Origin of the sequence: Blastomonas sp. UPD001 (assembly GCF_003426715.1) — a bacterium.
Lineage (GTDB): Bacteria > Pseudomonadota > Alphaproteobacteria > Sphingomonadales > Sphingomonadaceae > Blastomonas.
Genome location: NZ_QKVT01000197.1, coordinates 1 through 22,641, shown reverse-complemented (window position 1 = coordinate 22,641; position 22,641 = coordinate 1). Strand labels below are relative to the sequence as shown.

Genomic DNA, 22,641 nt, shown 5'->3' with positions numbered 1-22,641 from the left:
GCAGGCGCGCGCAGACATTGATCGCAAGGTGCGCGATACGGTTGAAGGACTGCTTGCCGATATCGAGGCGCGGGGCGACGCTGCGGTGCGCGACCTGTCGGTGATGTTCGATGGTTGGGATCGCGAAGATTATCGCCTGACTCCGGCAGAAATCCAGGACTGTATCGACCAGCTCTCCGGCCAGGACCTCAAGGATATCGAATTTGCGCAGGCACAGGTCCGCAATTTCGCGCAGATCCAGCGCGACAGCATGCACGAGGTCGAGGTGGAGACGCTGCCCGGCGTGGTGCTGGGGCACCAGCATATCCCGGTCAACGGCGCGGGCTGCTATGTGCCGGGCGGCAAATACCCGCTGCTCGCCAGCGCGCATATGAGCGTGATAACCGCCAAGGTTGCGGGCGTGCCGCGCGTCATCACCTGTGCGCCGCCGTTCGATGGCCACCCCGCTCCAGCCATCGTCGCTGCGCAGGCGATGGCCGGCGCAGACGAGATCTATGCGCTGGGCGGCATCCAGGCGATCGGGGCCATGGCGATCGGCACCGCCAGCATCGCCCCGGTGGATATCCTGGTCGGGCCGGGCAACGCCTTTGTCGCCGAAGCCAAGCGCCAGCTGTTCGGCAGGGTGGGGATCGACCTGTTCGCCGGTCCCACCGAGACCATGGTGATCGCCGACGACAGCGTGGACGGCGAAATCTGCGCCACCGACCTGCTGGGGCAGGCCGAACATGGGCCAGACAGCCCCGCGATCCTCATCACCAATTCGCGCAAGCTCGCGCTCGATACGATGCGCGAGGTCGAGCGGCTGCTCGAAATCCTGCCGACCGCCCCGATCGCGCGGCAGGCATGGGACACCCATGGCGAGGTCATCGTCTGCGACAGCTACGAGGAAATGCTGAGCGTCGCCGATGATTATGCCAACGAGCACGTTCAGGTGATGACGCGCGATCCCGACTATTTCCTCGCCAACATGACAAATTATGGCGCGCTGTTCCTGGGGCCGCGCACCAATGTGGCGTTCGGCGACAAGGTGATCGGCACCAACCACACGCTGCCGACGCGCAAGGCGGCGCGCTACACCGGCGGCCTGTGGGTCGGCAAGTTCCTCAAGACCTGCACCTACCAGCGCGTCACCACCGATGCAGCGTCCGCCATGATCGGCGAATATTGCTCGCGGCTGTGCGCGCTTGAGGGCTTTGCCGGGCATGGCGAGCAAGCCAACGTGCGGGTGCGTCGCTATGGCGGGCGCAACGTGCCCTATGCCGGTGCCGCCGCGCCGCTGGAGAACGTGTGACCGGGCTTCCGCGCACGCCATCGCTGCGGCTGGACGGCAAACGCGCATTGATCACCGGAGCAGGGCGGGGCATCGGCCTTGCCGCTGCTGCGGCGCTCGGCGAGGCAGGCGCTGCGGTCACCCTGGTGGCGCGCACCAGTGCCGAGATCGATGCCGCCGCCCGCGCGATGGCGGGGAGGGGCGACGATGCGCGCTGCGCGGTGCTCAATGTCGGCGACCTTGCGGCGGTGCGCGGTTTCTTCCGCGACAATCCGGCATTCGACATTCTGGTTAACAATGCCGGCACCAACCGGCCCAAGCCGATGCAGGACGTCACCGAGCATGATTTCGACGCGGTGATCGGCCTCAACGTCAAGAGCGCCTTTTTTGTCGCGCAGGCAGCGGCGCAGGCGCTGATCGCTGCGGGCAAGCCCGGCAGCCTGATCCATATGGGCTCGCAGATGGGGCATGTCGGCGGACCGAACCGGTCGCTCTATTGTGCTTCCAAATGGGCGCTGGAAGGCATGAACAAGGCGTTCGCGCTCGATCTGGCACGCCATCGCATCCGATCGAACACCATCGCGCCGACATTCATCGAGACTCCGATGACCCGGCCGTTTTTCGAAGACGCGGCCTTTCGCGCATCGGTGCTGGAGCGGATCAAGCTGGGTCGGCTGGGCACGGTGGAAGACCTGATGGGCGCGATCGTGTTCCTTGCCAGCGATGCCTCGGCGCTGATGACGGGTTCTAGCCTGGTGGTGGATGGTGGCTGGACTGCCGACTGATCGGCCCCGAACGGTCATCGCGATGCAACCTTGCGTGAATAATTCAACCGGCAATGTCGGTCCCGACTGTCGCTGCCTTGAAATCCCTTGTGATGCAACCGCGGATCGCTAAAGTTTTTTGCATGAAGAAATCGCAGTCAATCCCAGGCCTGGGCGACCGACGCCCCACATCCTATGATGTCGCCCAGCTGGCAGGCGTGTCGCAGTCGGCGGTGTCGCGCTGCTTCCGTCCCGGCAACAGCATCTCTGCAGAAAAGCGCAAGCGCGTGCTCAAGGCTGCAGCGCAGCTCGGCTACCAGCCCAATGCTATCGCCTCCGGCCTGATCACCAAGCGGTCCAATCTGGTCGCGGTGCTGATTTCCAGCCTGACCAACCTGTATTATCCGCAAGTCTTGGCTGAACTGACCCAGCGTCTCGACGCGCAGGGCATCCGTGTGCTGCTGTTCGCACTCCAGGCCGAAAGCGAGGTCGGCACCGCGCTCGAGCACGTCTGGCGCTACCGCGTCGACGGCGCGATTTCTGCTGCGCGGCTCTCGTCAGACCAGCTGCAACTGTTCGAACGCCACCATGTGCCAGTCGTCCTCTACAACCGGTACAGCGAGGGCGAATCGGTGCCGAGCGTGTGCTGCGACTCGATCGGCGGCGAGCGGTTGCTGGTCGACAGGCTGGTGCAGGCCGGGCACCGCCGCTTTGCGATCATCGCCGGGCCGGACGACAGCTATGTCAGCAACGAGCGCGTCGAGGGCGCGCGGGCGCGGCTGGAACACCACGGCCTCGACGCGCGGATCATCCCCGGCCAGTTCGACCATGAAAGCGGCGCCGCCGGGGCGCGGGCGCTGCTGGCGCAGGATGTGCGGCCCGATGCGATCATCTGCGCCAACGACCTTATGGCCATCGGCGCGATCGATGCCGCGCGCGCCGAATTCGGACTCGATATACCTTCCAACATATCGATCGTCGGTTTCGATGGCGTCGAGCCGGCCGCCTGGCCAAGCTACCGGCTGACCACCATCCGCCAGCCGGTGCGGCGCATGACTGATGCCGCGGTGACGATGCTGCTGGAACGGGTCGCCAACCCCAATCTGCCTCCCGAGGTGCGCAGCTTTACCGGCGCGCTGATCGAGGGACAGTCGGCACGGCTGGGGTGAGGCGACGTAACTGCATCCGAAGTCATTTGGCTGTCTTGGCTCCACCGGCATCAAGCGCCCGCCCAAGCTCACGACAATTTGCCCGATAAGGCGCAGCGCCAGTGATCGGGTTATCACACGCTTTTCCGCTGAGAGAGAACCGCTGCATCTGCGCACACAGGTGCCGCCCGGAGCAAGGCAGTGCTTGTGCTGCGGATGAAAGATGATATGAATGCGAATGCAATATTCTATCGGGGATGGCGATCATTCGCGCAGCCGGTCGCAGGAAGCCGGCTGGCGAAAAATGGAGAGACAGATATGACGACAGCCGATTGCGGGACGGGCAGCCATGTCCCGTTTGCCTTGCCCGAAAGACCGGCGGCGACCCGGATCAGGCAGGTCGACAAGGCCGTGCTGCTCGATCCGCCGGGGACGCGCACGATGCCGATGGCGGGCTTCGAGGACAAGTTCGTCGATATCGTCGATTACATCGTGCGGATCACCGAGGAAATCTGGACCGACCGCGCGATCGGGCGGATATACGACACCTATGATGCGGGCTGCACGGTCTATTCGTCTTATGGCGTCGTGCGCTCGGTCGAGGAGGTGATCGCATCCACGATCGGGACGATGGCGGCGTTCCCGGAGGAAGAAGCGCATCATCTCAATGTCGCATGGAGCGGCGACGAGCGACAGGGCTTCTACACCAGCCATCTCGGCTGGACCCGCATGATCAACCGGGGTGCCTCGGTCTGGGGCCCGGCCACAGGCGTGAGCGTCGGACGCCGGTTCGCCGCCGACTGCATCAGCCGCGACAACCGCATCCACACCGAATGGCTGGTGCACGATGCCGGAGCGCTGGTGCGTCAGCTGGGGCTCGGCATCGACGAGGCGGCGACGATCATCGCCGCACGCCCGTTGCGCGAACGCGCCTTTCTCGCTCCGCCCGCGCGCCAGTCCGGGCAGTTGCCGCCAGCGGCATTCACCGGCGAACGCGACAGCCCGGAAGGCTGGATGCGCGGCCATTTCCACGATCTGTGGACGCTGCGGCGGCTCGACCGGCTGCGGGCTACATATGCGCCGGAAGCGGTTGCGCACTGGGCAGGTGGCCGGGTGGCAAGCGGCCCGCACAACATCGGCACGCTGATCATCGAAACCATGGCCTCGCTGCCCGATGCCGCGATGCAGGTCCACAATGTCTGCTGGTCGGACGAGACCGACGGGGTGATCGTGGCAGTGCGCTGGGAGCTGACCGGCATGTCGCGGCGCGGCGGGCTGCTCGGCGAGCGGCTGCCCGAAGGCCGGCTGGTCTCGGTTCCGGGAATCAGCCACTTCCGGTTTTCGCAAGGACTGATCGTGGAGGAATGGACGGTGTTCGACGAGGTGGCGGCCATCGCCCAGACGCTGACACCGCCAGCGTGCGCAAACGAGGAGACCGCGCCATGACCAAATCGGAAACTACTGCTGATTTTCAGGCGGAAAAGGCGCTGGTCAGGGCCTTTCACGATGAGCTGGACCAGGCGCAGCCTGACCAGGTGGAGGCGGTGCTGGCGCGCCATGTCGCGCCTGACTGGCACTGGCGCGGTATGCACCCGTTCAACGAGCAACGCGGCCCCGAGGCGGTTGCCCGGGTGTTTTGGGCACCGCTCAAGACCGCGATCCGCCCGTTGCAGCGCCGCCCCGATATCTTCATCGCCGGGCTCAACGAGATCGACGGGTTCAAGGGCCGCTGGGTGATCGAGATGGGACATCTCATGGGGCTGTTCGACCGGCCTTGGCTCGGCATCCGCCACACGCTCAGGATCGTGATGCTGCGCTATTGCGAATTCAACCGCGTCGAGAACGGCAAGATCGTGGAAACCGCGATGTTCTGCGACATTCCGCATCTGATGATGCAGGCGGGGCAGAATCCCTTTCCCCCGCAGACCGGCGCGATGCTGGTGCAGCCCGGCCCGCGCACGCACGAGGGGCTGTGCTATGACCAGCAGGACCCCGCGCTGGGAACGGCGTCGCTCGCCGCAATCAACGCGCTGCTGAACAATCCCGGTGCCAAGTTTCACAACAAGGATGAGGCAACGCGCCTGGCGCGCGTCTGGCACGACGACATGATCTGGTGGGGGCCGGCCGGCATCGGCGCGACCTATACGATCGAGCGCTATATCCGCCAGCACAGCATCCCCTTCGACAAGGCCCTCTCGGTCGGATACCGTTACAACGGCCATCTTGCGCGCCTTGCCGAGGGTAACTTCGGCGGCTTCTTCGGCTGGGCGAACCTGACGTTGCGCAATTCGGGCGGTTATATGGGGATGACCGCAGGGCCGGGGCCATCCGAAATGCGCGTCGTCGACATGTACCGGGTGCAGGACGGCAAGCTGGCCGAGAACTGGATCTTCATCGACATCCTGCATTATCTGGCCAAGCAGGGCCTCGACGTGCTCGGCCGGATGGACGCAGTGCAATCGGGCGGCGGGCGGCCCCCGGGGGGGGGGGGCAAACCCCCCCCCCGCCGTCGTGCCGCCGCCGCTTTAGAACTTGCGGCCGATGCGTAGGCCCATCGTCGCAGGCTGGATGTAGATGCGATAGACCTGCCCGACCGGATCAGCCGCCGATGGCCCGCAGATGTTGATGTTGCACCGGGCGGCCCGGCTCTGCTGCCCGCGCGAATCGGTCATGTTGCGGCCGTAGATCTCGACCTCCCAGTCGTCCCAGCGATAACCCACCGAAAAATCGAGCGTTGCATACTCGGGCAGCACGCCGGTCTTGGCGAGATCGCTTGTGGTGATCACGGGATTGCGCTGGCCGATATAAGCACCGGCCAGCTGAAGATGGGCCATGCCGTCGCCCACCCCCGCCTCGTACCGCGCGATCAGATTGCCCTTGAACTTGGGCGTGAGCGGCAGGCGTTGTCCGGCCGGAGCCGTCTCCTTGCCGAACAGCACGAACGGTTCGCGCAAGGCGGCATCGATATAGGTCGCCGCTGCGGTCAGCGAAAAGCCGTTGCCCGCCCGCCACGCGATATCGCCCTCGATACCCTTGGACCGCGCGCTGCCGACATTGCCGATCAGCACTACGCCGCTGCCGCCGGGCGGCTGGAACGTGACCTGCACATCCTTCCAGTCGGCAAGGAATGCGGTCAGATTGAGCGTGACCCGGCCATCGGCAAAGGTATTCTTGGTGCCGATCTCGTAATTGAACAGCTCGTCGGCATCGAAGGCCTCTGCGGTTCCGGCACGGTTGATGCCGCCTGGCCGGAAGCCGGTCGAAAATGTGGCGAACACCAGATTGTCGTCGGTAATGCGATAGGTTGCATTGGCACGATAGGTAAAGCCGTCGCCCTTCGAGCGCTTGGGCGAGATGGTTCCGTCGGGATTCAGAACCCCCAGATTGGTACACGGGCTTCCCGGCACCACCGCGACCCCGACGCCGAACGGCCCGCCGCCCTGCGCGCGGCCAAGGCACTGTCGCACGCCGGTGCCGAAGAACGTGGTGTTGACGCCGAAAAACCCGACGAGGCTGTTGTCGAACTTGTAAGCCCGGACACCGCCGGTGAGCAGCAGCCGGTCGGTCACGTCGAAATCGGCTTGGGCAAACGCAGCATAGTCGCGGTCGACACGATCCTGCAGCGTCAGCCACACCTGTCCCGGACGGCCGGGGACCGACAGACGATCGGCAAAGCCCGGGGTGAGATAGTTGTTCTCGTCGCGCTGGAACTGGCGCTGGTAGAACAGGCCGACCTGCCCGCGAAACCGGTCGCCCTGCGGACTGGAGATGCGTAATTCCTGGCTCAGCTTGTTGAGCCGGAAGCGGTTGGTGTTGATCTGCGAGGGATCGATCAGCCGGCCCGCGTTATCGACCACGCCCGAACCCGATCCTGCGACCAGATCGTAGAAAAAGCCATAGTCCGAATAATCGTTCTGCGTGTCGATGCGCCGGTCCAAGTAATAGCCGGCATAGACGATATCGAAATCGGCGATGCGACCATTGATCGTCAGGCCAGCCTGATACCATTCGTCCTCGCCGAATTCCGGATAATAATGCGCCACGTTGAGTTCGCCTGCATTGTCATCGTCCGACTGGAAGCTCCCGTCCCACTTCGTGCGCTGGGCGATGATCGACGGCATGACCGTCCAATTGTCGTCCAGATCGATTCCAAGGGAAGCACGCATGCCGATCTTGTCGACCGGATTGTGATCGTCCTCGACCAGCGCATCGTTGCGCTGCGTGATGCGCGAGGTGGCGAATGTGCGGACGCCCAGCATATTGTCGACGAACCCGCCGGTGCGCTCGTACCAGCCCACCAGCCGCAGGGCACCGCGCCCGTCCAGCACCGGCAGGTTGACGAAGCCTTCGATCTGCCCGCCCCAGTCGCCGTTGCGGATACGGTTTACCTCAAGGTCCATCCGCGCGCTGAACGAATCGGGATCGGGCTTGTTGGTGATGATCCGCACCACGCCGGCCTGGCTGGACGCGCCATAGAGCGTGCCCTGCGGCCCGGCGAGCGCCTCGACCCGCGCGATATCATAGACATGGATATCGACGGTGCCGAGGATCGAGGTGATCGGCTGCTCGTCGAGATAAGAGCCGACGGTGGGCAGCGTGCCCGATGTGACGAGGCCGCCGCCGGTGGTGATGCCCCGGAACGAGATCGAGGCGTTGCCGGGCACGCCGGTGCTGCCCGTGGTGAAGCTGGCGCTGGGCAGATAGGCGACGTAATCGACGAAATTGCGGACCTGCAAGTTTTCCAGCGTCTCGTTGGTCAGCGCAATGACCGATGCGGGCACATCCTGGAGATTTTCCTCGCGACGCTGGGCGGTGACGATGATCACGCCGTCCTCGCGCGCCTCGGTCGCCACGTCCTGCGCGGCAGCGGCGCTTGAAATCGAAGTCAACATGCTGGACGCAAGCGCCACCGTCACCAAGTGCGATTTTCCCCGGTTTTTTCGCGTCATCATATCCCCTCCCGTCGCGTTGTTTGATGGACTCGCTGCGCCTTGTCAGTACAGGATGATTGAAGTTGCATCCGAATGCAAGCCAGGAGTCAGGCGTCCCGGCAGTCCTGCGGATAGCGCGCCACGGCAGGTTCCAGCGCGGTTTCCAGTGCGCCCAACCACGGCCGGTATTGCTGCCAGCTGCGGTCGGGCGTCCGCGATATCGGCTGGCGCACCTGTTCGGAACTGGCGGTGCGGACCGGGCGCTGCGTGCGGTGTGGCGTAAGGCACGCCGGATCGAACGCCAGCCCGATATGCGCCAGCAATGCGCGAACCTCGGCCTCGGGATCGGCCAGCAGCCGTTCGTGATACACCCGGCAGACCCGGCCCGGCAGCACCGCATCGAAATGCGCCATCAGCCGCTCGTAATCGCACCAGTAGCGCGCGAGATCGCCGAGATGGTAGGTAAACCCCTGGCCGCGCGAAAAATGCTGCTTGAACGCGGAAAAACAGTTGGCGACCGGGTGTCTGCGCGCATCGATGACGACGGCGTTGGGCAGGATGCAGTGGATCAGGCCGACATGCTGAAAATTGTTCGGCATCTTGTCGATATAGCGGGGCCGGTCGGTCTGGCGCTGGATGCGCGTGCCATCGAGATAGCGCTGGCCGAGCGCGTGCCGCTGCGCCGCATCGAGTTCGAGCAGCTGCGGCAGATAGCCGCTTTCATCGGTGTCCTCGCGGCCTCCGGCGCGCAATCCGGCGGCGATGGTCCCGATATCGGGCAGTTCCATCGTGCCCTCGATATCCGGATGTGATGCAAGGATCTGCTCGATCAGCGTCGATCCCGAACGGGGCAGTCCGACGACGAAGATCGGCTCGCGCGAGAGGTGGCCGCCTGTGCTGCGGCGCGCCAGCGCCTCGCCGGTCAGCAGGGCGATGCTCGCATCGACATGCGCGCTGGTCCACTGCGCCTTGTAGGGCAGTTCCTCGCGGCGCAGGCGATTGCCCTGCGCATAATGCACAAACGACGCGCCATGGTCGCCGCGCTGTTCCAGCGCGCGGCCAAGCGCGAAATGGAGGTGATAGTGATCGGCACGGTCGCTGGCGTCGGCCAGCGCGACCTGCATCGCAGCGATGTCATCGCTTGAAAAGGCCTCGGTCTTGAGATTGGCCAGGCTCCACCACGCATCGCCCAGCGTCGGCTCATGGCGGATCGCGGTCCGATAAGCCTCGACCGCGCCTGCCCGGTCGCCGATGGTCTTGAGCACGTGGCCGCAGCTGATCCACAGACGCGCCTGATCGGGATGGCGGGCGAGCAAGCTGCGATAATCCTCCAGCGCGCCGTCATAGGCGCCGGTGCGCACCCTGACCGCGGCCCGCAGCGCAAGATGGCCATGCTCGTGTGGCTCGTCGCGGATCAGCCGTTCGGCCTCGGCCAGTGCCTCGATAAACCTGCTCTGCCGGTGCAGCACCGTCACCAGATTTGCGCGTGCCGCATGAAAATCGGGTGCAAGCGCCAGCGCGCGCTGCAGCAGCGCTTCCGAATCGCGATACCGCCCGATCCGGCCGGCCAGCTCGGCGAGCATGCGCATGGCCACCATATCGGCGGGATCGTCGCGAAGCCGCGCGCGCAGCGTCCGTTCGGCGACATCGAGCTGGCCCTTGCGCAACGCGAGGGCGGTCGCAATCATCTGCGGGTCTGCCTGGGCCCGCGCGATCCGTGCGGCGAGCGGCATCATCAGCCCGCTCCGGGCAGCGGCCCGGCAGGAAAGCTTGTGCCGGCCTTGCGCGTTTCGGGCATGACGAACCAGAGCACCGCTCCGGCAAGATATACGGCAGCCGCCAGTGCCATCGTCGGCACCAGACCCAGCGATGTGGAAAAATGGGCGGCAAGCAGCGGCGAGCCCAGCGCAAGGATGTGCCCGGCGTGAAACAGCGCGACCCCGTGCGCGCGCAGCTGCGGCGGGAACATCTCGGCAAACCACGCACCCCAGGCGGTGGTGCACGATACGCCGAGGCCGAAAATGAAGCCGATCACGGACATTTCGAACTCGCCCATGCCGGGCTGCACGAACAGCAGCACCATCCCCGCCGCAAGGCCGTATCCGACCAGCGGCAGGCGTCTGCCATAACGGTCGGCAATCGCCGCCCAGAAGAAATTGCCCATGAACGCACCCGAACTGACGAATGCGATAATCGCCCCCATCGCTGCTGCGGACATGCCGCGCTCGGTGTGGATGTACAGCGTCAGGAACCCCTGGAATAACTGGTAGGCGTTAAAATCGATTCCGGAAAGCGCCACGCAGCCCAGCGTCAGCCAGCGCAGACGCGGCGTGAACATGTCGCGCCAACGTCCGCTTGCATTCTCCGGTCCCTTGCTGTCGCCATAGGCGCAATAGCTGCTGTCGCGCGGGATCGCGGTGTAGAGCAGCACCGCGATCGGCAGCGGTGCAGCGGCGATCCACAGCAGCGCCTGCCAGTGGCTCTCGCCCAGCCAGCCCCCCAGCACGCCGATTAGAATATTGGCACCGGGATACATCGCGGAGTTCAGTGCAATCATCTTAGCGCGACTCGTTTCCGGAAACAAGGCGACGACTAGGCTGGTGGCGACGACATAATAGCCGCCAAGCAGCGCATCCATCACCAGTCGCCCGGCAATCCACACGCCGAGAATCTGCTGCGATGCTTGGACGATTGCCATCGTGCCTATTCCGGCCGCGATGATGACCGCTGAGGTACGCCGACCGAAACGCGAGATGAACCCCGCCCACATGATCGCGCCGAGCGTCACGCCGATATTGCCAGCGATATTGATCATCGCAGTATCGGTAACCGTGAAGCCGAAATCTTTAATCAGAAAAGGGCGCGAATATCCGACGACGATAAAGTTGTAGCAATAGAAAACATAGCCGAGTAAAACCGACAAATAGGTGAGAATCCGGGCAACGAGGCTTATTTCACTAGCGTGGCGCAAATATCACCTTTGCAGGTTCGCTCGATTGACCTAGCACGGTAGTGCGGGTCATCTGTCAGAGAACATTACGGTCGTTTTGCTTGCATTCGCAGTCAATGTCAACAGGTTTGGCCGCTGGTTGTGCTGCGCCCAAGCAGCATTTTGACTGTTTTGAAATATGCTATCGGCCTCAAGAAATTAGAACTATAATTTCCGAACTATCCATCAGTTCAGACATTGAAGGAGCTACCCTCATGCTAGGTGTCTCGCAATAACGTGATTCGCTTTATTTGAGCGGCAAGACGGTCCGACTCGTGCGGCGCTGAGGCTGACTGCTCTGCCCCCGGCACGTATCTACCGCCATCTTCACTACGCCCTGAACTACCTGTTGCAGTGCCTTAGTTTCGGGCTCTTTTGTTGTGCTCCTAACGCCGGGCGGCGGATCGCCCGGTCCACTGCAGAGGCAATGCCCTGACCGCTTACTCACTCCGGTCCGAATCAAGGTCACGCGGCGCGCGAATGTTGCGCACGGCGCTCGGGCCGACGATCGCTACCTGGCTCGACGATGTTGCTGTCATCGAGGTGATGCTTAACCCCGATGGCCGCCTGTGGGTCGATCGGCTCGGCAAAGGCATTAGCGACACCGGCGCGCTGCTGACCCCCCGCAGACGGCGAACGCATCATCCGCTTGGTTGCACATCACGTCGCCGTCGAAGCGTAAGGCGGATCGGCGAGTTTGGCGCTGCGGCAAACTTCTCGCCGACTTCCAGAAACTCTTTGACCCCGCCAACGAACATTCCGTGATTGTCGGTCGCGTCGGCGTGAAATGCAGCGCCGACCATCGTCGTCTGCAAGCGATTAACCCCGCGGCAGTACAGGTAGATCTGCTCGCGAATGGCCTCCTTGTCGCTGAGTGCCTGCACGGCCTTGGCAAGCTCGGCAGCGTCCGGTGATGCTGTATCAGCCATGTTGGATCCTTTTCTCATCGAACCACCATCTTCGGGGCCGCTTCAAGCACCTCTTCCCAAGTCAGATCGCCATGGGTCAGACCCTTAAGCCCACGCTGCACGCCATCGCGCGCAGCCATTCGGTCCTGCCCCCGGGCGAGGTTGGTCAGCCCACTGACATCGACGCCGGCATATTCCCACATCGTCGACCAGGGATAGATCGCGATATCGGCGATCGAGAAACCAGAAAAACGAACGTGACATTCCCAACAGCCTCCTGCTTCAGTGGAGACCCCTGAATCAATGTACACAACGATCTTCAGGAGGTTGATTAGGTTTGGACCCTAAGGCCATGCGTGTGACCTTACACCCTCTAAAACTCTGGACCTTATATCATTTATAGTGACATTAACTATTAGATGAATTATGGAATTAAGGCCGCTGTCTATTACAAATGTTACTGAGATGAGATCCGGTAATCGGAATGTCGACCGGACTTTACTGATCAGATGCTTACACCAGCATTAATCCGCAATTCGCCGCCGGAAAGCCGTCGCGGTGGTGCCAAAATGAGCGCGGAAGGTCGCCGAGAAATGCTGCGACGACGAGAAGCCGCACTCAAGCGCAATGTCGGTGATCTCGCGATCGGTCGTTTCGAGCAAAAAGCGTGCGCGATCCATCCGGCGCGCCGTCAGCCAGCGGTGCGGACTTTGGCCGACGCCTTCCTGGAACAAGTTGAGGAGGTGCCGCTGCGAAATGCCTTCAGCTTCGGCCAGTTCGGCAAGGCGCGGCGGCGCATCAAGGTTGGCGGCGAGGCGCTCCATTGCGCGTAAGAGCCGACGATCGCAGTGCGCACCAGTGACCCACGCCGCAGGCGTCACACCTGACGTCGACCAGCACCGCGCAAGGCTGGACGCCATGCCCAGGATGGCGGCGTCTAAGGCTAGACCCGTCGCCGCATCGTCGCACAGCATCTCGGCGCGCAAACGACGTGCGTAGTGCCCAATGCGGCGGTCTTCGCCGTGACACTGCTCACGCAGTTCGATTGGGCGACCTGCAGGATCAAGGAGCAGTTTCAAGGGCAAATAGAGGTGCAGCAGAAGACCTTGTGCTGCGGGAATGTAGCTCAGCGGTGCGCTACCGGCATGGACGAGCGAGAACACGTCTCCCGTCATGTACTTTTTGCTGCCCGGCCGTCCGTCTAACCGGAGGTCGTCGTGTAGGAACCCATCGAGCATCACGCAGACCGTGTGCGTCTCTTCGTCAGGAATGCCAGAAAAGGTAGTGACCTTGTCGTGATTGAATCGCCATAGTGCAAGCTCGCCCGCCACGCGCGATCGCCGCACCGTCGGTGCTCTCCCCCATAAACGACTAAGGGAGGTCGCGTTCATTCCGGGTGTGTCGTCGGCCATCGCCTCGGCAAGCAGTTGAGGCATCGATCAAAGCCGCCAAGAGTGCGGGAAGGCAACGATTTCTGCTGATCCCTTCGACGGGGGGTGCAGATCATTTCCAAATCTCGAACGTCACTTCCGTCCGACGAAAGCGCGCACAGATACAACCGCATACTGATCGCTCGAGAGATCCAGCAACATGCGGGAGCAGACAGAGGTGCAACCCATTCTCGTAAGGTTCGACCGATCGGTGTCGCCCACCAATTCATACTGTGCCCGCGACCGCGGAGAGTTCGGTTCGAAACCAGCCGATGACCGGATCAGCCGCAAGGCGTTTGGACCATACCAACCGCATCCGCCAGCCAGGGACATCGAGCGGGAGGTCGAAGATCTGTATCGCGCCGTTTTCCGCCAGTCGTTCCGCAGCGCGGCGAGGCAACGTCGCGATCAGATCGGTCGCGTGCAGCACATCAGCGACGAGGGCGGCACTCGGGACAGTTATTGCGATCCGTCGCTCGAGCCCCCACGTCGCCAAGACGGCATCGACGCATCCGGTCGCGTCACCACGCTCGGTTACCAGCAGGTGCCTCGCCGCGCTGAAGGCCGGGAGACTGATGTCACCCTTGAGAAGCGGATGGTTACGGCGGGCCGCGCCGACGAACGTCTCCTCGATCAACACATCGCTGCCGAAGCGGGGCGCGAGGTCGTCATTGACCAGCAGCGCGAGGTCGATCGTGCCGTCGTCGATCGCTGTGAGCGCAGCGTCCTTTTCGAGATAGCGGAACCGCAGGTCGATACCCGGCGCGTTCTCAGCCAAGCGGTTCGCAAGGCAGGGCAGCAACGTCATACCGGCATAGTCGCCACCGCTCATCCGCACGGCACGCTTTGCCCGCACCGGCTCGAAAGGTTGATCGGGTTCGATCATCGTCGCAATGGCTGCCAGCGTCGCTCGCAATGGCCCGGCCAGCGTCTGCGCTCGCGCGGTGGGCTCCATCCCCCTCGTACCACGCACCAGGATCGGGTCGTCAAACAACTTGCGCAGGCGGGCGAGCGCGGCACTCATGGCCGGCTGGCCGATGCCCAGCCGCACCGCCGCACGCGACACCGAACGCTCATCCAGAAGCACTTCGAGGGCTGGCAGCAGGTTCAGGTCATACTGTTTCATCGATACCGACTATCACGATAATCGATTACATAAATATGACATCTTGACTGCGTAAGCAAGCATCCAGCTTCAGGAGGCTCATCATGGACATGCAGACATCACCCGCCCGCAAGCAGATCGATCGGGGTCAGCTACTGATCGGCGGCAAGTGGCGCGACGGTGTGACCGGCGAGACGATGGACGTAACTGATCCGACGACCGAACTGAGCATCACCCATGTTCAGAAAGCTTCGGTAGAGGATGCGCAGGCAGCAATCGATGCGGCGTACGCTGCGTTCGAGGACGGCCCGTGGGGACGGATGCACCACGAGGACCGCGCCAAGATCCTGTTCCGCATAGCCGACCTGATGGACGAGCGCGCGGAAGACTTCGCGATCCGCGAAGCGATGGACATGGGCATGCCCTATTCCGACTTCCGCGGGATCATCATGCCGCACTGCTCGGGGCTCTTTCGCTTCTTCGCGGCCCAGGCGATGGCGCACATGGACGGCGGTTACCGCACTTCCTACGAGCCCAACATCCGTATCCTGACGCGCCGCGAGCCGCTCGGCGTCGTCGGCTGCATCACACCATGGAATTTCCCGCTCGCGCTGACCTGCTCGAAGGTTGCGCCGGGCCTGGCGGCGGGCAACACCATCGTCCACAAGCCGGCGAGCGACACTCCGCTGACCGCGCTCGCGCTCGCGCAGGTCGCGCTCGACGCGGGCGTGCCCGAGGGTGTCTACAACCTCATCACGGGTCCGGGCGGCACGATCGGCGACACGCTGGTCAAATCGAAGAAGGTCAACAAGATCGCCTTCACCGGCTCGACCAGCGTCGGCATGAACCTGATCCGCAACGGCGCGGACACGATCAAGCACCAGACGATGGAGTTGGGCGGCAAGTCGCCCAACATCATCTTCGCCGACGCGGACATGGAGGCTGCCCTTCAGGCCGCATTCTGGGGCATTTTCTGGAACAAGGGCGAGGTTTGCGTCGCCGGGAGCCGCATCCTCGTCGAGCAGTCGATCTACGACGAATTCGTGGAACGCTTCTCCGCGATGGCGAAAGCGGCGGTTCTCGGCGATCCCCTCGATTCAAAGACCCAGCTCGGCCCAATCGCGACCAGGGCTGAATACGACAAAATTCTGAAATATGTCGAAGTCGGCAAGGCGACCGCACGCCTCACTGCGGGCGGCGGTGCGCCGAAGATCGACGGCAGGGGGCTGTTCATCGAAGCGACGGTCTTCGCCGACGCGTCGAACGACCTGAAGATTAGCCAAGAGGAAATCTTCGGCCCGGTCGTTCCCATCATCCCCTTCAAGGACGAGGACGACGCGATCCGTATCGCCAACGACACCGACTATGGGCTCGCAAGCGGCATCCAGACCGGCGACCTCGGCCGCGCGCTCCGCCTCGCCGACCGCATCAAGGCGGGCACGTGCTGGATCAACACCTGGCACAAGTATCACCCCAACGCGCCCTTCGGGGGTTACAAGGCGTCAGGCTACGGCCGCGAACAGGGTGCCGAGGCGCTCGAGAACTACACCCAGTACAAGACCATCTGGGCGAACCTCGGCTGAGGTCGGAGCAATGGCGTCGACCGCACTACTCGCCGTTGCCGACCGTTTCCTTGTCGCCTATACGGCAGGGGATGCGGCGGCGGTCCGTGCCCTACCGGCGCCTGACGCGGTGGCGTTCTACGTCCCGTGGGGCGACACTGGGCGCTCACCGATCGCCCAGGCCAGTGTCGCCTGGTCTCGCTATCCGGCCGCCTTCGACGGCTTCGCGATGTCGGTGCCGCGGAAACACGAGGACCCATCCGCTCGGACGGCCGTCGTCGCGACCCTCAACGAAGGGTTGCAGCGTGCCGACGTCGACGGCATCGTCAGCCGCGGCGGGACGATGTCCTGCCCGCACCTTTTCCTCATCGCGCTCGACGAGGAAGGGCTGATCGCCTCGGTCGAGATCTGGCGTGACCAACTGACGCTCTATCGGCAGCTGAGGATCCCCTCGGGTGTCCATGCCGGGAGGTCAGCGTGAGTGTGCGTCGACCGATTGGCGAAGTGGCCGATGTCGTGGGTCTGTTGCTCGCCGGCTTCGTGCTGACGGCCGTCGTGCTGGCGATCGTCCTGTGACCCGCCGCCGGCTCATCGTCGGCGTGTCGGGCGCGACGGGCGTCTTCTACGCGGTCCGCCTGCTCGAGACGCTCCGCGCCCTCGATGTCGAGAGCCATCTGGTCGTGACCCGGCCGGGCGAGATGACGCTGGCCTACGAGACAGACATGACTACTCGCGATCTTCGCGACCTGGCCGACGTTAGCTACGCGATCGGCGATGTCGGCGCGGCGATCTCGTCAGGCTCCTTCCGCACGATGGGCATGGTCGTTGCGCCCTGCTCGATGCGGACAGTCGGCGAGATCGCGTCTTGCGCCACCTCCAACCTCCTCACCCGGGCGGCCGACGTTTGCCTCAAGGAGCGTCGCCGCCTTGTCCTGATGGTGCGCGAGACGCCCCTCCACACAGGCCACCTGCGCGCCATGCTGACGGCGACCGAGGCCGGAGCGGTTGTCTTTCCGCCGGTGCCCGCCTTCTACGCGCGCCCCGCCAGCATCGCCGACATGGTCGATCATACCGTCGGCCGTGTCCTCGACCTCTTCGACCTCGATGCCGGTCTCGTCGACCGGTGGACGGGCGAGAAGCCGCAGCCAGCCGACGCCCTGACTACCGTGGTCCCGATCGAAAGGAGCGCGCCGTGAATCCGCAAACAACTCTCTTCCCGGCGCCGGCCGACAAGTTCTTCGTCAACAGCTTCATCGTCGAGACTGATGATTCCGTTGTGGTGATCGACGCGCAATTCCTCCTCTCGACGGCAAGGGCACTTGCCGACGCGGTGGAGGCGAAGGGAAAGCCGGTCGCAGGGATCGTGGTCACCCACCCGCACCCCGACCACTTCAACGGCCTGCCGGTGCTGCTCGAGCGGTTTGGGCCCGTTCCGGTGTTCGCGAACAAGCCGACGATCGACGTAATGGTTGCCACCCGCGACGCGAAGCGCGCGGCGTGGACGCCCGTATACGGTAATGACTATCCGACCGCGGACGCGCTGCCGGACCGGGTCATCGGCCTGGACGGGATCGTGCGGGTTGGGCCGGTTGGGCTCCAGGTCATCGACCTGGGTGCCGGGGAGAGCGCCGATAACACCGTCGTCTACGTTCCTGCCGCAGACGCGCTCATCGCATCTGACCTCGTCTACAACCGCTGCCACCCATCGCTCGCCGAGCACTGCACCTCGTCCTGTCTCGAACAACTTGAACGGGTGCAGCGCCTGTTTCCGGCGCCCGAGCGCATCTTGGCGGGTCACGGTCTTGCGGGTGGGCGAGAAGTGTTCGCACTGCAGCGCGAATACATCCTCCAGCAGCGCGAGGCGGTCGCCCGCCACGCCAGGGACGGCATGCTCGACGGCGCCGGGCTGGCAGCCGTGCGCGCGATCGAGCTCGATGGCCGAGCCGGCTGGCCGCTCGAGGGGCTGATCGATATCAACTCCGCGGCGCTCGCCGCAGAACTATCGGAGACGGCGCGATGACCCACTACAAAGACCTGCGGTCCTACTTGGACGCACTTGAGGCGATCGGCGAGGTACAGCGGATCGGAAAACCGGTCGCGCTCGACCTGGAGATCGGCGCGGTCAGTCGCCGCGCTGGCGAGACCGGCCAAGCCGCGCCGCTTTTCGAACAGATTCCCGAACGGCCGGGGATGCGCGTGCTCGGCGCGCCGGGCGGCGTGTCGTCGAAGCCGGGCCAGCGGCTGGCGCGGATCGCGCTCGCCGTGGGCCTACCGGCCATTGCGAGCGGACGCGAAATCGTTGAGGTATTTGCCGCCGCGCGGACCCGCCCCGGCATCAAGCCGGTCGTGGTCGCCCACGCGCTGTGCAAGCAGAACGTTCACGTCGGTGACGAGGTGAACCTGCTGGAACTGCCCGCGCCGCTCCTGCACGACGGCGATGGCGGGCGCTACCTCAACACATTCGGAATCATCTGCGTAGAGACGCCCGACAAGTCGTGGCGGTCGTGGTCGATCGCGCGGATAATGGTGGTCGACGGCAAGCGCATGGCCGGTATCATCGCGCCCAACCAGCACATCGGCATGGTCCGGAAAACCTGGACCGACATCGGCCAGGACATGCCGTTCGCGATCGCACTGGGGGCGCAGCCGGTACTGCCGTATGTCGGTGGCATGCCGCTCCCCGAATATATGGACGAGGCAGACTATGCGGGCGCGCTGACCGGCGCGGGCATCGAGTGCGTGAGGGCCGAGACGGTCGACGTGCTCGTTCCGGCAGCCAGCGAGATCGTGGTCGAAGGCCATGTCTCGATGACGGATACCGCGCCCGAAGGACCAATGGGCGAATATGCGGGCTATCTGTGGGAAGGCCCGCCCAGCCCCAAGCCGGTCTACAACGTCACGGCGATCACACATCGCGACAGCCCGATCTTACCGATCAGCGTGGCCGGCGAACCGCCGGAGGAAAACCACACCGCCTGGGGCATCCCCAATGCCGGCGAGATCGTGTTCCTGCTCCGTGAGGCTGGATTCCCGGTCGCGACCGCTTGGTCGCCGTTCGAGAGCGCTAACCACTGGTTCGTGATCGCAGTCAAGCACGACTGGCGCGCGAAGACCGGGCTGACCGGTAACCAGCTGAGCCAGCGCGTCGCCGACATCCTGTTCGAAAAGAAGGGCGGCATGGGCACGCCCAAGTACATCGTCGTCAACGACGACATCGACATCACGAACACGAACGAGGTCGTCTGGGCGTTTGCCACCCGCAACCATCCGGGCAGCCAGGGTGAATTGGTGTTCGGCAACGAGAACACCAACCCCCTCGTCGCCTATCTCGCCGACGACGAGAAGAAGCTGTTGCGGACCACCAAGGTCATCTATAACTGTCTCGACCCCGAGCATCTCGGAGGCCAGCTTCCGAAGCGCTCATCCTTCGCCTTCACCTACCCGGAGGCGCTCCGGCAGCAGGTGCTGCTCGACTGGCCCGATTACGGCTATGCGGAGGCGACGGCATGATCCCCGCCGATCCGGTCTGGCTGGTCACCGGCTGCTCCTCGGGCTTCGGCCGGGCGTTGGCGACCGAACTCGCTACGCGGTCGATCCGCGTCGTCGCGACTGCGCGCAGCGTATCCGCGCTCGCCTACCTCGAAACGGGCCCGCGGGTGGCGATTGCCTCGCTCGACGTGACTCGGGCGGACACGGTCGAGGGCGCTTTCGACGAAGCGGTCGCAGCGTTCGGCCGCGTCGACGTGGTGGTCAACAACGCCGGGATCGGGGTGATCGGGCCCGTCGAGGACGTCAGCGAGGAGCAGGCGCGCCTGCAGTTCGAAATCAACGTCTTCGGCGTTCTCAACGTTGTGCGCGCCGCGCTGCCGGTGCTGAGGGTGCAGCGCGGCGGCCACCTCGTCAACTTCGCTTCGATGGCCGGCGAGGTGTCGATCGACAGCCTGGGTATTTATTCGGCGTCCAAGTTCGCGGTCGAAGGGCTGTCGGAGGCGCTGCGTGCCGAGCTCGCGCCCTACGACGTCGGGGTGACGATCGTCGAGCCGGGGCCGTTCGATACAGAATGGCTTGGCAGGAACGCGATCTGGGCGCCGCGCGACGACGCCCGCTACCCGGCGGTCTGGGAATACGTCGAAGCGATGCGCGCGGTTTATGCCGACCGCGCGCAGGTCGGCGATCCGGCGCGCGCGGCGGCGGCGATTGTCGATGCGCTGACGAACGGCACGCCGCCCGAGCGCCTGCCGCTCGGCGCGATGGCCTTCGATGCGCTCCGTCGCAAAATCGCCGCCCTGTCCGCGACGCTCGCCTCGATCGAGCCGGATGCGCCGTCGATGCTCTACCCGAAGGAGACCGCCCCATGACCACCGACCAAGCGATCATCGACCGCAACCTCGCCGCCGCGCGCCGTTTCGTAGAAGGCGTCCTCGGCGGCGCCGACCCGAACGCCTTCGGTGAACTCGTCCATCCCGACGTGATCGTCGAGACAGGACTCAAGCCCATCGGCTTGATTCAGGGAGCCAGCGAATACGGCACCGTGCTCGGCACCACGCTCGGCGCCGCCTTCGCTAACGGCTCGATGAAAATCGAGCAGATCGCACCGCTGGTCGACGGCCGCGTGGTATTGGTGTTCGAGGCGCAGGCGGACAACGTCGGCGACCTCAACGGAGTCCCCGCGACCCACCAGCGGTTCACCTTCCGCGAGATCCACCTGATGCGCTTCGACGACACAGGCCGGCTGGTCGAGAACGTCGTCGGGGGGCTCAACCCGCTAATGTACGAGATGTGGCAGGCGCCGGTAATGGCGCCCGCGCTGCTGGGGCAACAGGCATGAAGGCGGCGCGCGTCCACGCACCCGGCGGGCGCGAGGCCGTAATCCTCGAGGTGGTGCCGGACCCAGCGGGCAACGGCGTTCGCGTCAGGATCGAGGCCGCCGGCGTCAACCCTGTCGACTGGAAGCTGCGCGCCGGCTGGTTTGCGCCCGCGCCGCTGCCGTTCATCCTCGGCCAGGACGTCGCGGGCGTTGTGACCGATGACGCGCATGGCTTTAGGGCAGGCGAGCGCGTGTTCGCGATGCTGCCGATGGACACGCTGGGCGCCTATGCGGAGCGGGTCGTGGCCGACCGCGCGGCGCTCGCACCGGCTCCCGCCTCGCTCGACGCGCTCGCCGCCGCAGCGGTGCCGATGGGCGCGCTGACGGCGCTCGCCGCGCTCGACGACGTGGCGGAGCTTCGTCCCGGCGAACGCGTTCTGGTCCACGGCGCCGGCGGCGCGGTCGGTTCCTTCGCCGCCCAGATCGCCAAGGGCCGCGGCTGTTGGGTGGCAGCGACCGCCTCGGGCGACAACTTGTCCTGGCTGAGCGCCCGAGGCATCGACCTCGTGATCGACTATCGTTCGCAGCGTTTCGAGGAGGCGATCAAACGGCCCGTCGACCTCGTTGTCGACGTGACGGGCGGTGAGACGCAGGCTCGCTCCTGGGCGCTTATCGCCAATGGCGGCCGAATGGTTTCGACGCTCGGATCGACGGAGCCTCCGGCGGATGCCGCCTCGCGCGGGGTAAGACCGTTGCCCGGCTTCGGCACGACGCCGAACGGCGCGCGGCTGCGCGAAGTCGCCGCGATGATCGACGCGGGCGACATCGCGGTCCGGCCCCCCGTCGCGCTCCCGCTCGAGGAGGCCGCCGAAGCGCTGGATCGCGTCGAGTACGGCCGCGCACACGGAAAGATCGTTTTGGTCATGGGAGAGAAGGCATGAAGATCGGCATAATCGGTGCGGGCAACGTTGGACAATCGATAGGGCGCAGGCTTGCAGAGAAGGGACATTTCGTCGTGGTGAGCTTCGCGCGCAGCAGCGAGAAGCTTGCCGCCGCCGCGGCCGCGATCGGTCACGACGCGCGCGTGGGGACGCCCGGTGAGGCCGCGAACGCAGCCGACGTGGTCGTGCTTGCGACCCCTTGGGCGGCCACACTGGACGCCGCGCGCGAGATCGCGCCCGTGGTCGCCGGCAAGGTCATCTGGGATACGACCAACCCGCTCAAGGCAGATATGAGCGGGCTGGAAATCGGCACTACGACGTCGGGCGGCGAAGAGGTCGCCAAGGCTGTCCCTACCGCTAATGTCGTCAAGGCGGTGCCCCCCATGGCGGAGCTGATGGCGATCTCGGGACCGCTGTCGATCGAAGGCCGTGCGCCGGGTGTATTCGTCTGCGGCGACGACGCGGACGCCCGGTCAGTGGTGTTACAGCTGGTGGGGGATCTCGGCGCCGACGGGGTCGACGCGGGGCCCCTCGCTAACGCGCGTTACACTGAACCACTGGGCATGCTCCTCGTGCAGCTCGCCTACTTGCAGGGCATGGGCGCCAGCATCGGTTCGTCATTGCTGAGGGAGCGTGCGTCGTGAGCGGCGCGGCGATCATCGTCGGCCACGGCGCGGGCGTGGGCGACGCGTCGGCTCGCGCGTTCGCCACCGCAGGGCACGGCGTGGCCCTGATCGCGCGCGACGGCAAGCGCGCGGTCGAAGCGGCGGAGGCGATCGGCAGCGG

21 protein-coding genes and 1 pseudogene are annotated in these 22,641 nt (G+C 64.7%); 15 read left to right on the top strand and 7 right to left on the bottom strand.

Features of this window, described 5'->3' with window-relative positions; genetic code table 11:
- The 5 genes from hisD to DM995_RS20705 all read left to right on the top strand — a co-directional run.
- On the top strand, positions 1 to 1,291 hold a 1,291-nt coding region (gene hisD, locus DM995_RS20725), incomplete at its 5' end, for a histidinol dehydrogenase (RefSeq protein WP_198669552.1).
- On the top strand, positions 1,288 to 2,055 hold the full coding sequence (locus DM995_RS20720; protein ID WP_116970918.1) for an SDR family NAD(P)-dependent oxidoreductase: 768 nt from the start codon (positions 1,288 to 1,290) through the stop codon (positions 2,053 to 2,055). The genes hisD and DM995_RS20720, both read left to right, overlap by 4 nt.
- Before the next feature lie 122 nt (positions 2,056 to 2,177).
- A complete protein-coding gene (locus DM995_RS20715) occupies positions 2,178 to 3,203 on the top strand; it encodes a LacI family DNA-binding transcriptional regulator (protein ID WP_198669551.1) in 1,026 nt (341 codons plus the stop codon).
- A 297-nt stretch (positions 3,204 to 3,500) separates the two neighbouring features.
- The gene (locus DM995_RS20710) at positions 3,501 to 4,628 is read left to right on the top strand and encodes a nuclear transport factor 2 family protein (RefSeq protein WP_157973448.1); all 1,128 of its coding nucleotides are present in this window, start codon (positions 3,501 to 3,503) and stop codon (positions 4,626 to 4,628) included.
- Complete coding sequence (locus tag DM995_RS20705; RefSeq protein WP_116970915.1) at positions 4,625 to 5,731, top strand: nuclear transport factor 2 family protein; 1,107 nt, start codon at positions 4,625 to 4,627, stop codon at positions 5,729 to 5,731. Before DM995_RS20710 ends, DM995_RS20705 begins: the two co-directional genes overlap by 4 nt.
- Here DM995_RS20705 and DM995_RS20700 read toward each other — a convergent pair.
- From DM995_RS20700 to DM995_RS20690, 3 genes are all read right to left on the bottom strand, one after another.
- Positions 5,708 to 8,074, bottom strand: coding sequence for a TonB-dependent receptor (locus DM995_RS20700; protein ID WP_198669550.1), 2,367 nt, complete (start codon positions 8,072 to 8,074; stop codon positions 5,708 to 5,710). The genes DM995_RS20705 and DM995_RS20700 overlap by 24 nt on opposite strands.
- 146 nt (positions 8,075 to 8,220) lie before the next feature.
- Positions 8,221 to 9,849, bottom strand: coding sequence for a tetratricopeptide repeat-containing sulfotransferase family protein (locus DM995_RS20695; RefSeq protein WP_232824598.1), 1,629 nt, complete (start codon positions 9,847 to 9,849; stop codon positions 8,221 to 8,223).
- Positions 9,849 to 11,036, bottom strand: coding sequence for an MFS transporter (locus DM995_RS20690; RefSeq protein ID WP_157973447.1), 1,188 nt, complete (start codon positions 11,034 to 11,036; stop codon positions 9,849 to 9,851). Before DM995_RS20690 ends, DM995_RS20695 begins: the two co-directional genes overlap by 1 nt.
- A gap of 546 nt (positions 11,037 to 11,582) precedes the next feature.
- Between DM995_RS20690 and DM995_RS22605 the strand changes: the two are divergent.
- A pseudogene (locus tag DM995_RS22605) lies at positions 11,583 to 11,778 on the top strand (P-type conjugative transfer ATPase TrbB); the annotation flags it as partial.
- On the opposite strand, the gene DM995_RS21530 reads toward DM995_RS22605, so the two are convergent.
- The 4 genes from DM995_RS21530 to DM995_RS20675 form a co-directional block, all read right to left on the bottom strand.
- Positions 11,744 to 12,031 (bottom strand): nuclear transport factor 2 family protein, encoded by a 288-nt coding sequence (locus DM995_RS21530; protein ID WP_157973446.1) that lies wholly within the window; start codon positions 12,029 to 12,031, stop codon positions 11,744 to 11,746. The pseudogene DM995_RS22605 and the gene DM995_RS21530 overlap by 35 nt on opposite strands.
- Positions 12,032 to 12,045: 14 nt before the next feature.
- On the bottom strand, positions 12,046 to 12,321 hold the full coding sequence (locus tag DM995_RS21525; protein WP_157973445.1) for a glutathione S-transferase family protein: 276 nt from the start codon (positions 12,319 to 12,321) through the stop codon (positions 12,046 to 12,048).
- A 213-nt stretch (positions 12,322 to 12,534) separates the two neighbouring features.
- Positions 12,535 to 13,446 (bottom strand): helix-turn-helix domain-containing protein, encoded by a 912-nt coding sequence (locus DM995_RS20680; RefSeq protein ID WP_116970912.1) that lies wholly within the window; start codon positions 13,444 to 13,446, stop codon positions 12,535 to 12,537.
- 220 nt (positions 13,447 to 13,666) lie between these two features.
- Complete coding sequence (locus DM995_RS20675) at positions 13,667 to 14,566, bottom strand: LysR family transcriptional regulator (protein ID WP_116970911.1); 900 nt, start codon at positions 14,564 to 14,566, stop codon at positions 13,667 to 13,669.
- An 83-nt stretch (positions 14,567 to 14,649) separates the two neighbouring features.
- On the opposite strand from DM995_RS20675, the gene DM995_RS20670 reads away from it, so the two are divergent.
- From DM995_RS20670 to DM995_RS20630, 9 genes are all read left to right on the top strand, one after another.
- On the top strand, positions 14,650 to 16,128 hold the full coding sequence (locus tag DM995_RS20670; protein ID WP_116970910.1) for an aldehyde dehydrogenase family protein: 1,479 nt from the start codon (positions 14,650 to 14,652) through the stop codon (positions 16,126 to 16,128).
- 10 nt (positions 16,129 to 16,138) lie between these two features.
- Positions 16,139 to 16,588, top strand: coding sequence for a nuclear transport factor 2-like protein (locus DM995_RS20665; RefSeq protein WP_116970909.1), 450 nt, complete (start codon positions 16,139 to 16,141; stop codon positions 16,586 to 16,588).
- A gap of 91 nt (positions 16,589 to 16,679) precedes the next feature.
- Positions 16,680 to 17,303 carry a UbiX family flavin prenyltransferase gene (locus DM995_RS20660; protein WP_116970908.1) on the top strand — a complete coding sequence of 208 codons (624 nt, stop codon included), beginning with the start codon at positions 16,680 to 16,682 and terminating at the stop codon, positions 17,301 to 17,303.
- Positions 17,300 to 18,127 (top strand): MBL fold metallo-hydrolase, encoded by an 828-nt coding sequence (locus DM995_RS20655; RefSeq protein ID WP_157973444.1) that lies wholly within the window; start codon positions 17,300 to 17,302, stop codon positions 18,125 to 18,127. The genes DM995_RS20660 and DM995_RS20655 overlap by 4 nt, the downstream gene beginning before the upstream one ends.
- The gene (locus tag DM995_RS20650; RefSeq protein ID WP_116970906.1) at positions 18,124 to 19,617 is read left to right on the top strand and encodes a UbiD family decarboxylase; all 1,494 of its coding nucleotides are present in this window, start codon (positions 18,124 to 18,126) and stop codon (positions 19,615 to 19,617) included. Before DM995_RS20655 ends, DM995_RS20650 begins: the two co-directional genes overlap by 4 nt.
- The gene (locus DM995_RS20645) at positions 19,614 to 20,465 is read left to right on the top strand and encodes an SDR family NAD(P)-dependent oxidoreductase (RefSeq protein WP_116970905.1); all 852 of its coding nucleotides are present in this window, start codon (positions 19,614 to 19,616) and stop codon (positions 20,463 to 20,465) included. The genes DM995_RS20650 and DM995_RS20645 overlap by 4 nt, the downstream gene beginning before the upstream one ends.
- The gene (locus tag DM995_RS20640) at positions 20,462 to 20,935 is read left to right on the top strand and encodes an ester cyclase (RefSeq protein WP_116970904.1); all 474 of its coding nucleotides are present in this window, start codon (positions 20,462 to 20,464) and stop codon (positions 20,933 to 20,935) included. The genes DM995_RS20645 and DM995_RS20640 overlap by 4 nt, the downstream gene beginning before the upstream one ends.
- The gene (locus DM995_RS20635) at positions 20,932 to 21,855 is read left to right on the top strand and encodes an NADP-dependent oxidoreductase (RefSeq protein WP_116970903.1); all 924 of its coding nucleotides are present in this window, start codon (positions 20,932 to 20,934) and stop codon (positions 21,853 to 21,855) included. The genes DM995_RS20640 and DM995_RS20635 overlap by 4 nt, the downstream gene beginning before the upstream one ends.
- Positions 21,852 to 22,499 carry an NADPH-dependent F420 reductase gene (locus tag DM995_RS20630; protein WP_116970902.1) on the top strand — a complete coding sequence of 216 codons (648 nt, stop codon included), beginning with the start codon at positions 21,852 to 21,854 and terminating at the stop codon, positions 22,497 to 22,499. Before DM995_RS20635 ends, DM995_RS20630 begins: the two co-directional genes overlap by 4 nt.
- Positions 22,500 to 22,641 lie beyond the last annotated feature (142 nt).